Origin of the sequence: Amycolatopsis rhizosphaerae (genome assembly GCF_007713715.1) — a bacterium.
GTDB lineage: Bacteria > Actinomycetota > Actinomycetes > Mycobacteriales > Pseudonocardiaceae > Amycolatopsis_E > Amycolatopsis_E rhizosphaerae.
The window spans coordinates 1-11,544 of record NZ_VJWX01000214.1; the positions used below are offsets into that span (position 1 = coordinate 1).

Genomic DNA, 11,544 nt, shown 5'->3' on the forward strand with positions numbered 1-11,544 from the left:
CCCCGCTCCTTTGGACTTTCGCCCGCCGGCCCGGTCTCCCTGGCGACGAAGAGAAGATTACACGGGCCGAAAACCCCCCTGGAACAGGGGGTCCCTTAAACACAAAACCGCTGATCAACGCCCTATCGGCGGGTTCCCGGGTGACGCGATGGCCGTTCGAATGGCCGCGCGGAAATCCCGGGGCCGCGTTTCCGGTCGGGCGGATCACCCCGGTTGCCCGCCGTCGCGGATCGCGGCAGGCTCCGCAGGCGTGCCTACCTTGCTGATCGTGCACCACACCCCGTCGCCGAACCTGCAGGCAATGTTCGAGGCCGTGGTCTCCGGGGCGACCACCGACGAGATCGAGGGCGTCGACGTGGTCCGCCGTCCCGCGCTCGCCGCGACCGCCTCCGACGTACTCGCGGCCGACGGGTACCTGCTCGGCACCACCGCGAACCTCGGCTACATGTCGGGCGCCCTCAAGCACTTCTTCGACCAGATCTACTACCCGTGCCTCGACGCGACCCGTGGCCGCCCGTTCGGCTACTACGTGCACGGGGGCAGCGACGTCGCGGGCACGGTCCGGGGCATCGAGTCCATCACGACGGGGCTCGGCTGGAAGAAGAGCGCTCCGGAGGTCACCGTCACCGGCGAGCCCGGGAAGGCGGACCTGGAGGCGTGCTGGGAGCTGGGCGCCACCCTGGCGGCCTCGTTACTGGCCTGACCCGCGGGCCCGGCGAGATGACCAAGCGGTTCGCCGGGGTCGAACGCCTGCTCCGCCGGCTACGACAAGTTTGATGACAGCGTTACATAACAGTGTTACGGTCCAACCATGACCACTTCCGCAACCGGACCCGTCCAACTGTTCACCGTGATCGCACTGGTCTCGCTCCCCACCGTCATGTTCGGCGGGTACTCCCTGCTCGGCCTGCTGAGGAAGGGGAAGCTGACCGAGACGCAGCGCGGCTTCTTCCGCGCGGGCCACGCCCATGCCGGCGTCCTGCTCGTCCTCGCCCTGCTCACACTGCAACTGCTCGGACACGGTGGGCTCGGCACAACGGCGCGGTGGATCACCTGCTTCCTGCTCCTGTTCGGGGTGCTCGGCCAGTCCGGCGGCCTGTTCCTCCACCTGCTGCCCCGCCGCGGACTCGCCCACGGCGTCACGGCCGGTGGCGGCCTGCTCCTGGCCGTCGCCATGCTCATGACCGCCTACGGTGTCGCGGTCGGCTAGCTCGATAAACTGGGGACCACATCCGTTTCCAACCGTGAGGATCGTCGTGCCCGAGTACCTGCCGACCACGCCCTACCGGGGGACCAGGGACTTCCTGCCCCCGGAGATGTCCGTCCGGATGCAGGTGTTCGGCCATCTCTACGACGTCCTCGAGCGCTACGGCTACCAGCGCTACGACGGGCCCATCCTGGAGTCCGCCGAGATCTACGAGCGGAAGTCCGGCCAGGAGATCGCCGACCAGCAGCTGTACACGCTGGTGGACCGCAGCGGACGGCGCCTGGCGCTGCGCCCGGAGATGACCCCGTCGGTGGCGCGCATGATCGCGGGCAACGCGGGCTCGTTGCAGTTCCCGGTCCGCTGGTACAGCCACCCGAACTGCCACCGCTACGAGAAGCCCCAGCGGGGCCGGGTCCGCGAGCACTGGCAGATCAACGCCGACATCTTCGGGTCCGACAGCCCGAACTGCGAGATCGAGATGTTCGAGCTGATCCACGACCTGATGCGGGGCCTGGGCGCGAGCCGGGACATGTTCGTGGTCAGGGCCAACGACCGGAACCTGCTGTCCTCGGCGCTGACCGTCCTGGTCGGCGTCACCGCCGAGCAACTGCCCGGGGTGTTCGCGCTGGTCGACCGCTGGGAGAAGTACCCGCAGGACGCGCTGGCCGCGCAGGCCGAGGAGATCGGCCTCGCGGACAAGCAGTTCGAGAAGCTGGGCGAGGTACTGGGCGCCGGAACGGCGCTGCTCGACGAACTGCCCACCGAGATCAAGGCGAACTCGAACCTGGTCCAGGTGCTCTCCGGCGACGCGGCGAGCCTGGTGCGGTTCGACCCGATGATCGTGCGGGGCCTGGCGTACTACACGTCCACGGTGTTCGAGGTGTACGACACGTCGCCGGAGAACAACCGCGCGCTCTTCGGCGGCGGCCGCTACAGCGACCTCGCGGGCATGTTCACCCCGCAGCAGATTCCGGGCATCGGGTTCGGCATGGGCGACGTGACCCTGATCGACTTCCTGAACACCCACGGCCTGGCCCCGCAGCCACGCAGCGAGGTCGACGTCGTGGTGATCCCGGTGACCGGCGAGCAGGCCGCCGCCGCCCGCAGCGTGGCGCGCGAGCTGCGGGGAACGGGCCTGCGCACCTCCACCCCGATCGAGCTGCGCAAGCTCGGCAAGGAACTGACGCGGGCGGACAAGGCCGGGGCCCGCGCGGTGGTCATCGTCGGTCAGGAGGACTGGGACGCCGGAAACGTCACCGTCCGCTCGCTGGCCACCCGTGAGCAGCGCACCGTCCCGTTCGCCGACGCTCCCGGCACGGTCCGCGAACTCCTCGGCTGACCCTTCGGCAGGGCCAGGGCTCCGGCGAAGTCGCGTGAGTGTTGGCCGTGAAGGGTCCCTTCACAGTCGATTCGACTGTGAAGGGACCCTTCACGGCACCGCGCAGCTCCTACGAGCCGAAGTCTCAGCGGCCTGCGGCCCGGGAGAGGTGCTCGGGGTAGCGGGCACCGGCGATCGCGTCGGCCGGGGCGGCGGCCTCGATGCGGGCGAGGTCGTCCTCGCTCAGTTCGAGGGTGGCCGCGGCGACGTTCTCCTCCAGGTAGGTCCGCCGCTTCGTCCCCGGGATCGGCACCACGTCGGCACTCCGGTGCTGCACCCAGGCCAGCGCGAGCTGCCCCGCCGTCACCCCCTTTTCGGCGGCGAGTTCACGCAGGGCCTCGACGATCGCCAGGTTCCGGCCCAGGTTGTCCTCGTTGAACCGCGGGAGACCGCGGCGCATGTCGTCGGCGGGCAACTGTTCGACGGAGGTGATCGCGCCGGTCAGGAAACCGCGCCCCAGCGGGGAGAACGGCACGATCCCGATCCCCAGCTCGCGGCAGGCCGGCACGACCTCGTGCTCGATCTCGCGGGTCCACAGGCTCCATTCGCTCTGCAACGCGGTCACCGGGTGCACGGCATGGGCGCGCCGGATGCTCTCCGCGGACGCCTCGGAGATGCCGAGGTAGCGGACCTTGCCCTCGGCGACCAGCTCGGACAGCGCGCCCCAGGTCTCCTCGATCGGCGTGTCCTGGTCCACCCGGTGCTGGTAGTACAGGTCGATGTGGTCCACGCCGAGCCGGCGTAGCGAATCCTCGCAGCTCTGCTTCACGTAGGCCGCGTCGCCCCGAGCCGACATGCCCTGCTCGGTCCACACGATGCCGAACTTCGTGGCCAGCACGACCTGGTCGCGCCGCCCGGCCAGTGCCCGGCCGACCAGCTTCTCGTTCTCTCCCGCGCCGTAGACGTTCGCGGTGTCGATCAGGGTCACCCCGAGTTCGAGGGCACGGTGGATGGTGGCGATGGACTCTTCCTCGTTGTCGCGCACGCCGTAGGCGTGGCTCATGCCCATGCAGCCGAGGCCCTGCGCGCCGACTTCCAGTTCGCCGAGTTTCCTGGTCGGAATCACGCTGAAATCCCCTCCACGGTCCGCCCGGCCCCCTCCAGGTCCCGGCAGATCCGGTCGTAGTTGTCGATCTTGTAATCAAGAGTGTCCAAACAGGACTGGAGCTCCGCGATCCGGGCCCGCACCGAGTTCCGCTGCTCGACCAGGATGCCTTTCAGGCGCCTCGCTCCGGCGTCCCCGTGCCGCCGGTGCTGGGCGTACTCCCGCATCATCTTGATCGGCATGCCGGTGGTGCGCAGCTTGGTCAGGAAGCCCAGCCACGCGAGGTCGTCGTCCGAGTAGGCCCGACGCCCCGCCGCGTCACGTGCCGGTGGATCCACCAGCTTGATGCGCTCGTAGTACCGGAGCGTGTCGATCGACAGCCCGCTGCGGCGTGCGGCTTCCGCTATCGAGTAGCTCATGCCTGCGACAGTACGACCTGGAGTGCGCTCCAGGTCAAATGCGAGCCGACCCGTTTGATAACAGCGTTCCGATACGCTCGGCACATGGCACGGCCCCGGACCCACGACGAAGCGCTCCGCCTCCGCCTGCTCGACCGGGCGGGTGAACTACTGTCCGCCGACGGGCCCAAGGCGCTCAGCCTGCGCAAACTCGCGGCGGACGCGGGGACCTCGACCACCGCCGTGTACTCGTTGTTCGGCGGCAAGCAGGACCTGGTGAACGCGCTGTACACGGAGGGTTTCCGCAGGTTCGGAAACCGGATGCGCGCCGTCCCGCGCACGGACGATCCCGTGGAGGACTTCGTCCGGCTCGGCCTCGCCTACCGCGAGAGCGCGCTGGCCGCCCCCCAGCTGTATTCGATCATGTTCACCAGGGTCGTCCCGGGATTCGAACCCGCCCCGGAAGCCGCCGAACTGGCCCGGGACGGACTCCTGCCCCTGCTCGACACGGTGCGTGCGGCCATCGAGGCCGGCCAGTTCGCCGACGTGGCGCCCGAGACCGTCGCGGTCAGCGCGTGGGGCCTCGTCCACGGCCTGGTATCCCTCGAACTCACCGGGAACCTGCCCCGCGCCTTCGATGTGGCGGCCTCCTACGAGGCAGCACTCCGCGCCCACGCCCGCGGCTGGCAGGTCCGGTGACTCAGCGCGCGCCGTACTGGCGGTCACCCGCGTCGCCGAGTCCCGGCACGATGAACCCCGAATCGTTGAGCCGTTCGTCGATGCTCGCGGTGACGACCCGGACCGGCAGTCCCGACTTCTCCAGGTGCTCGAGCCCCTCCGGCGCGGCCAGCGCACAGATGGCGGTGACGTCCGTGGCACCCCGCTCGGTCAGCCGCCCGATGGTGTAGGCCATCGAACCGCCCGTGGCCAGCATCGGGTCCAGCACGAACACCGGTTGGTCGGCGAGGCTTTCCGGCAGCGACTCCAGGTACGGCGTCGGTTCCAGCGTCTCCTCGTCCCGCGCCAGGCCGACGAAGCCCATCCTCGCGTCGGGAATCAGCTTGTGCGCCTGGTCCGCCATGCCAAGCCCGGCCCGCAGCACCGGCACCAGCAGCGGCGGGTTCGCCAGGCGGTACCCGTCGGTGCGCGCGACCGGCGTGTGGATGCGCTCGACCCGCACCGGCGCCTCGCGCGTGGCTTCGTAGATCAGCATCACGGTCAGCTCGTGCAGCGCCGCACGGAACGCAGCGCTGTCCGTGCGGGCATCCCGCATGGTCGAAAGCCGGTCCTTCGCCAGAGGATGATCAACGACGAGCACGTTCATAAGGCATCACCGTACCTGTCCGTGCCGAAGACGAGGGCAAGTCCGAGGCCGGACCGCTAGGCTCACGCTGTGACCGAGCAGCCACCGATGCGCGCCTCGAACGCCGACCGCGAACGGGTCGCCCAGATCCTGCACAACGCACTCGCCGAGGGCCGGATCACGGTGCAGGAACTGGAAGAGCGGCTCGACAGCGTCTACGCCGCGAAGACGTTGGCCGAACTCGAACCGCCCATCGCCGACCTACCCGAGGTCTCGGCGGGCACGGCCGTGCAACCGGCGCCCTCGCGCGCGGTGGACGACCGCATCGGCGGTACGCCCGGCTCGCAGACGTCGATCGCGATCATGTCCGGCGCGAGCCGGAAGGGCAACTGGGTGGTACCGGCCCAGCACAACAGCTTCGCGTTCTGGGGCGGGGTGGAGATCGACCTGCGCTCGGCGCGCTTCGCCCAGCGGAGCTCGACCATCACCGCGGTGGCGATCATGGGCGGAATCGACATCGTGGTTCCGGACGACATCGTCGTCGAGGTGACCGGCATCGGGTTCATGGGCGCCTTCGAAAGCCGGGACGACCCCGCGGCGGCCGCCACTCCGCCCCCACCGGGCGCTCCGGTGGTGCGGATCAACGGGTTCGCGTTCTGGGGCGGAGTCAGTGTGACCCGCAAGCCGCGCCGCGAACCGTAGTTGGGGGACATGCGCCGCCGGGCGCGGCTAGCCTCTGACGGGTGAGCGCACCCACTCTGCCGGCGGGGCTCGACGACGTCACCCGCGACGACGACGCCCTGCGCCGGTTCCTGCACGGCCTGCCCGGGGTCGACCAGGTCGGCCTCGAAGCCCGAGCCGCCTCGCTGGCCACCCGCAGCATCAAGAAGGCCGCGAAGCTCTGGGCCATCGACACCGCGATCTCCATGGTCGACCTGACCACGCTCGAAGGCGCCGACACGCACGGCAAGGTCCGTGCGCTGGCGGCGAAGGCGAAGCGGCCCGATCCGGAACGCCCGGAAACGCCGTGTGTCGCGGCGGTCTGCGTGTACCCGGACCTCGTCGCCACCGCCGTCGAGCAGCTGGCCGGGACGGGAATCGGAGTCGCCAGCGTCGCGACCGCCTTCCCGTCCGGCCGCTCCAGCCGCGAGGTCAAGCTCGCCGACGTTCGCCTCGCCGTGGACGCCGGGGCGACCGAGGTGGACATGGTGATCGACCGAGGCGCCTTCCTCGAAGGCCGCTACGGCGCCGTGTTCGAGGAGATCCAGGCGGTCAAGGCGGCCTGCGGGGACACGCACCTCAAGGTCATCCTCGAAACCGGCGAGCTGGCCACCTACGACAACGTGCGACGCGCGTCGTGGCTCGCGCTGCTGGCCGGGGGCGATTTCATCAAGACCTCCACCGGCAAGGTGTCGCCCGCGGCGACCCTGCCGGTCACGCACGTCATGCTGCAGGCGGTCCGCGACTGGTTCACCACCACGGGGCAGTTGCGCGGGGTGAAACCGGCGGGCGGGATCCGGACCACCAAGGACGCGATCCGGTATCTGGTCGCCGTGCACGAGGTGGCCGGTGAGCAGTGGCTCACCCCGGCGCTGTTCCGCTTCGGCGCGTCCAGCCTGCTCAACGACCTGCTGCTCCAGCGGCGTACCCAACTCGACGGTCACTACAGTGGCCCCGACTACGTGACGGTGGACTAGATGACCTGGGACTACGCGCCCGCCCCCGAATCGGCGGAGTCGGCGAACCTCAAACCGGCCTACCGGCCCTTCGTCAACGGCGAGTTCACCGACGGGGCAGGCGAACCGCTCAAGACCGTCAACCCGGCCACCGGAGAGGTGCTCGCCGAGGTCGGCACCGCCGCCCAGTCCGATGTGGACTCCGCGGTGGCCGCCGCGCGGCGGGCCTTCGAGAAGACCTGGGGCCCGATGCCGGGGACGGAGCGGGCGAAATACCTGTTCCGGATCGCCCGGCTGATCCAGGAACGCTCCCGCGAACTGGCCGTGCTGGAAACGCTCGACAACGGCAAGCCCATCCGGGAATCACGGGACGCCGACCTGCCCACCGTGGCCGCGCACTTCTTCTACCACGCGGGCTGGGCGGACAAGCTGGACTACGCGGGATACGGGCCCGACCCGAAGCCGCTGGGGGTGGCGGGCCAGATCATCCCGTGGAACTTCCCGCTGCTCATGCTGGCCTGGAAGGTCGCACCCGCGCTCGCCACCGGCAACACGGTCGTGCTCAAGCCCGCGGAGACCACCCCGCTGACCGCGCTGGTGTTCGCCGAGATCTGCCAGCAGGCCGAACTGCCGCCCGGGGTGGTGAACATCCTGCCCGGCGCGGGGGACGTCGGCGCACGCATCGTGGACCACGCGGGCATCGACAAGATCGCGTTCACCGGTTCCACCGAGGTGGGCAAGCAGATCCAGCGCCGCCTCGCCGGTACTCCCAAACGGCTGACCCTTGAACTGGGTGGCAAGGCGGCCAACATCGTCTTCGACGACGCGCCGCTCGACCAGGCCGTCGAAGGGATCGTGAACGGGATCTTCTTCAACCAGGGCCAGGTCTGCTGCGCGGGTTCGCGGCTGCTCGTGCAGGAGTCCATTGCGGACGAACTGCTGGACAAGCTGCGGTACCGGGTGTCCACCCTGCGCCTCGGCGACCCTCTGGACAAGAACACCGACATCGGCGCGATCAACTCCGCAACCCAGCTGGCGAAGATCCGTGAGCTCGCCGATTCCGGCGAGGCCGAGGGCGCGCACCGCTGGACGAGCCCCTGTCCGATACCGGAGAGGGGATTCTTCTTCGCCCCCACGGTGTTTTCCGAGGTGCACCAGTCGATGCGGATCGCCCGTGAGGAGATCTTCGGCCCGGTGCTGTCGGTGCTGACCTTCCGCACCCCGGACGAGGCCGTGGCCAAGGCGAACAACACGCCCTACGGGCTGTCCGCCGGGATCTGGACGGAGAAGGGCTCCCGCAGTCTGGCCATCGCGAACCGGCTCCGCGCCGGCGTGATCTGGGCCAACACGTTCAACCGTTTCGACCCGGCCGCGCCGTTCGGCGGCTACCGCGAATCCGGTTTCGGTCGCGAAGGCGGCCGCATCGGTCTGGAGGCCTACCTCGATGTCTGATCGGCTCACCGTCGCCAAGACCTACAAGCTTTACCTCGGCGGCAAGTTCCCCCGTTCCGAATCGGGCCGGGTCTATCCGGTGCAGGACGCCAAGGGCCGCTTCCTGGCGAACGCGGCCCGCGCTTCCCGCAAGGACGCCCGTGACGCCGTCGCCGCGGCCCGCAAGGCCTTCGGCGGCTGGTCGGGGGCCACCGCGTACAACCGCGGTCAGGTCCTGTACCGGGTCGCCGAGATGATGGAGGGCCGTCGCGACCAGTTCGCCGCCGAGATCGGCGCCGCGGAAGGGGTGCGGCGCGCCCAGTCCCTGGTGGATCTCGCGATCGACCGGTGGGTCTGGTACGCCGGGTGGACGGACAAGATCGCGAGCGTGCTCGGCGGGGCCAACCCGGTGGCCGGGCCGTACTTCTCCTTCACGGTACCGGAACCGTCGGGCGTGGTCGCCGTCCTCGCCCCGCAGCGCTCTTCGCTGCTGGGGCTGGTGAGCGTGCTGGCCCCGGTGCTGGCCGCCGGGTGCACGGCGGTGGTGGTGAGCAGCGAACGACGGCCGCTGCCCGCGATCACCCTGTCCGAGGTGCTGGCGACCTCCGACGTTCCGGCCGGGGTGGCGAACATCCTCACCGGGAGCGCGGCGGAACTGGGCCCGTGGCTGGCTTCGCACGGCGACGTCGACGCGCTCGACCCGACCGGCGCCGAGGATCGCACCGGCCTGGCGCGCGAAGCCGCCGGGACGGTCAAGCGGGTGCTGCGGGTGCCCGCCGAAGAGCCGGACTGGGCGCAGCGCCCGGACCTCACCCGCCTCCGCCACTACCTGGAGGCGAAGACCGTCTGGCACCCGATGGGAACCTAGGTGGCTTTCGCCCAGCCCCCCGTTGTGCCGTGAAGGGGCCCTTCACAGTCGATTCGACCGTGAAGGGCCCCTTCACGGTTCTCCGGCGGGCGGAATCGCCACGCTCGGCGACACCTGGCGGTAGCGCGTCACCGCGGGAAACCGCACCCGGCTCCGTGGATCCGGGCGTTACCGCGCCTTTCGCCCGGGTCCACGGTTCCACGTCCTCGCCGTGATATCGGACGAGACGGACCTTCAGGCGCAGCCGGGAGGGGCTTCCTTCCGGCTGTGCTTGGCCCGCATCAGGTCGAAGGCGCTGGTGGGGGCGCCGGGCAGCGGGCTGCCCTGGCGTGCGCTCAGTCCGTCGAGGATGAGGGTGAGGGCCCGGTCGAGCAGCAGGTCCTCGTCGGGGGCGAACGGGATCCGGCGCAGCAGCAGCGAGACGAGCACGGCCACGTCCCCGGTTCCGATGTCGGTCCGCAGCGTGCCGTCCTGCTGGGCCGTGCGGACGATCCCGTCGAGCACGTCCAGGATCGCGTCGCGGAACTCCTGGGTCTTGGCGTCGTTGCGCAGGATCGTCCAGGCCAGCGGCGACACCAGGGCGAGTTGCACGCTGAGCCGCAGTTCGCGGGACTGACGCAGCAGCCGGACGAGCGCCTGCCAGGCCGAGGGCTCCTCGCGGGCCGCGGCGCGGGCCTCTTCCAGCACGAGTGCGAAGTTGTGCTGCGCCACCGCGCGGATCAACGCCTCGCGGTCGGGGAAGCGACGGTAGAGGGTGCCGACGCCGACCCCCGCCCGGCGGGCGATCTCCTCCATGGGCACGTCCGGGCCCTGCGCGGCGAACATCTCCTTGGCGGCGGCGATGATCTGGTCTCGGTTGCGGCGCGCGTCGGCCCGCAGTTTCGTCTCCGGATCTGCCGTCACGCCCCGATTGTCGCATCCTGAAAGAGGTGGACGAAGTTCTTCCGCTTCGGTACCTTGGAAATTAAGTGGAAGGTGTTCGTCCGGATACTTTCAGTCACGGATTGGGGTGGAACCCATGACCACGGCTCCCGCACCACTGACCATCACCCGCAGCTGCCCCTACGCCCCGCCGGAACAGCACGTCCGGCTGCGCGAGGAGGCACCCATTTCCCGGGTCTCCCTGCCCACCGGCCAGACCGCCTGGGCACTGACCAAGCACGAGCACATCCGCACCATGCTGACCGACCCCCGGTTCAGCTCCGACCGCCGCAATCCCGGCTTCCCGCTCCTGCTGTTCAGCGACCGCAGGCTGACGACCTTCCGGCCCTCCCTGATCGGCATGGACCCGCCGGCGCATGGCCCCGCGCGGCGCGCTGTCGTCGGCGAGTTCACCGTCAAGCGCATGGCGGCGCTGCGCCCCCGCATCCAGCAGATCGTGGACGAGCACATCGACGCGATGCTGGCCGGACCACGGCCCGCGGACCTGGTGCAGGCGCTGTCGCTCCCGGTGCCCTCGCTGGTGATCTGCGAACTGCTCGGCGTGCCCTACGCCGACCACGACTTCTTCCAGACCCGGTCCACGAAGCTCCTCCGCCGGACCACCGCACCCGAAGAGCGGCTCGCCGTCATCGACGAGTTGCGGGGCTATCTCGACCGCCTGATCAGCAAGAAGGAAGAGGAACCCGGCGAGGACCTGCTGAGCCGTCAGCTGGAGAAGACCACAGACCGGGAGGAACTGATCAGCCTCGGGTTCCTGCTGCTCATCGCCGGTCACGAGACCACGGCCAACATGATCTCACTGGGCACGCTGACCCTGCTCGAACACCCGGAAACCCTCGCCGCCCTCCGCGAGGACCCGTCGAAGACCCTCAACGCGGTCGAAGAGCTCCTGCGCTACTTCACGATCGCCGAGTTCGCCACCTCGCGCGTGGCCGTCGAGGACGTGGAACTCGGCGGGGTCACCATCCGAGCCGGTGAAGGCGTACTGGCACTGGGGAACACCGCCAACCGTGACCCGGAGGCCTTCGACGACCCCGAGGAGTTCGACATCGAACGCGGCGCGCGGCACCACATCGCGTTCGGCTTCGGCGCGCACCAGTGCCTCGGCCAGAACCTCGCCCGGATGGAGTTGCAGATCGTGTTCGACACCCTCTTCCGGCGGGTACCCGGCCTCCGGCTCGCCGTGGACGCGGGCGAACTGCCGTTCAAGGACGATGCGAACATCTACGGCCTGTACGAACTCCCGGTCACCTGGTAGGAGTTGCTCATGCGGATAGTCGCGGACACCACCCGCTG

Annotated in this window: 13 protein-coding genes; 9 read left to right on the forward strand and 4 right to left on the reverse strand. The window is 69.7% G+C overall.

Annotation, left to right across the window (positions count from 1 at the left end; translation table 11 throughout):
• The first annotated feature begins 250 nt into the window (after window positions 1-250).
• From FNH05_RS20645 to hisS, 3 genes are all read left to right on the forward strand, one after another.
• Window positions 251-703, forward strand: a complete 453-nt coding sequence (locus FNH05_RS20645) for a flavodoxin family protein (RefSeq protein WP_144590355.1) — start codon at window positions 251-253, stop codon at window positions 701-703.
• Window positions 704-811: 108 nt separating this feature from the next.
• Window positions 812-1,210: a hypothetical protein gene (locus FNH05_RS20650; protein ID WP_144590356.1), complete on the forward strand. Its 399-nt coding sequence runs from the start codon at window positions 812-814 to the stop codon at window positions 1,208-1,210.
• Window positions 1,211-1,256: 46 nt separating this feature from the next.
• Complete coding sequence (hisS, locus tag FNH05_RS20655; RefSeq protein ID WP_144590365.1) at window positions 1,257-2,546, forward strand: histidine--tRNA ligase; 1,290 nt, start codon at window positions 1,257-1,259, stop codon at window positions 2,544-2,546.
• Window positions 2,547-2,670: 124 nt separating this feature from the next.
• Here hisS and FNH05_RS20660 read toward each other — a convergent pair whose 3' ends face one another.
• Together FNH05_RS20660 and FNH05_RS20665 are read right to left on the reverse strand one after the other, a co-directional pair.
• The gene (locus tag FNH05_RS20660) at window positions 2,671-3,651 is read right to left on the reverse strand and encodes an aldo/keto reductase (RefSeq protein ID WP_186382652.1); all 981 of its coding nucleotides are present in this window, start codon (window positions 3,649-3,651) and stop codon (window positions 2,671-2,673) included.
• Entirely contained in the window at window positions 3,648-4,049 is a 402-nt protein-coding gene (locus tag FNH05_RS20665) for a MerR family transcriptional regulator (protein ID WP_144590357.1), read from the reverse strand. The genes FNH05_RS20660 and FNH05_RS20665 overlap by 4 nt, the downstream gene beginning before the upstream one ends.
• A gap of 84 nt (window positions 4,050-4,133) precedes the next feature.
• Here FNH05_RS20665 and FNH05_RS20670 point away from each other — a divergent pair, with 84 nt between their 5' ends.
• On the forward strand, window positions 4,134-4,727 hold the full coding sequence (locus tag FNH05_RS20670; RefSeq protein ID WP_144590358.1) for a TetR/AcrR family transcriptional regulator: 594 nt from the start codon (window positions 4,134-4,136) through the stop codon (window positions 4,725-4,727).
• Between the two features lies 1 nt (window position 4,728).
• Here FNH05_RS20670 and upp read toward each other — a convergent pair whose 3' ends face one another.
• Window positions 4,729-5,352, reverse strand: coding sequence for a uracil phosphoribosyltransferase (gene upp / locus FNH05_RS20675; protein WP_144590359.1), 624 nt, complete (start codon window positions 5,350-5,352; stop codon window positions 4,729-4,731).
• A gap of 87 nt (window positions 5,353-5,439) precedes the next feature.
• On the opposite strand from upp, the gene FNH05_RS20680 reads away from it, so the two are divergent.
• The 4 genes from FNH05_RS20680 to FNH05_RS20695 are packed head-to-tail and all read left to right on the forward strand — an operon-like array spanning window position 5,440 to window position 9,306.
• On the forward strand, window positions 5,440-6,033 hold the full coding sequence (locus FNH05_RS20680) for a DUF1707 SHOCT-like domain-containing protein (RefSeq protein WP_144590367.1): 594 nt from the start codon (window positions 5,440-5,442) through the stop codon (window positions 6,031-6,033).
• 41 nt (window positions 6,034-6,074) lie between these two features.
• Window positions 6,075-7,028, forward strand: a complete 954-nt coding sequence (gene deoC / locus FNH05_RS20685) for a deoxyribose-phosphate aldolase (RefSeq protein ID WP_144590360.1) — start codon at window positions 6,075-6,077, stop codon at window positions 7,026-7,028.
• The gene (locus tag FNH05_RS20690; protein WP_144590361.1) at window positions 7,029-8,459 is read left to right on the forward strand and encodes an aldehyde dehydrogenase family protein; all 1,431 of its coding nucleotides are present in this window, start codon (window positions 7,029-7,031) and stop codon (window positions 8,457-8,459) included.
• The gene (locus FNH05_RS20695) at window positions 8,452-9,306 is read left to right on the forward strand and encodes an aldehyde dehydrogenase family protein (protein WP_144590362.1); all 855 of its coding nucleotides are present in this window, start codon (window positions 8,452-8,454) and stop codon (window positions 9,304-9,306) included. The genes FNH05_RS20690 and FNH05_RS20695 overlap by 8 nt, the downstream gene beginning before the upstream one ends.
• Before the next feature lie 234 nt (window positions 9,307-9,540).
• Here FNH05_RS20695 and FNH05_RS20700 read toward each other — a convergent pair whose 3' ends face one another.
• The gene (locus FNH05_RS20700; RefSeq protein WP_144590363.1) at window positions 9,541-10,209 is read right to left on the reverse strand and encodes a TetR/AcrR family transcriptional regulator; all 669 of its coding nucleotides are present in this window, start codon (window positions 10,207-10,209) and stop codon (window positions 9,541-9,543) included.
• A 115-nt stretch (window positions 10,210-10,324) separates the two neighbouring features.
• Here FNH05_RS20700 and FNH05_RS20705 point away from each other — a divergent pair, with 115 nt between their 5' ends.
• Entirely contained in the window at window positions 10,325-11,506 is a 1,182-nt protein-coding gene (locus FNH05_RS20705; protein ID WP_144590364.1) for a cytochrome P450, read from the forward strand.
• Window positions 11,507-11,544: the final 38 nt, after the last annotated feature.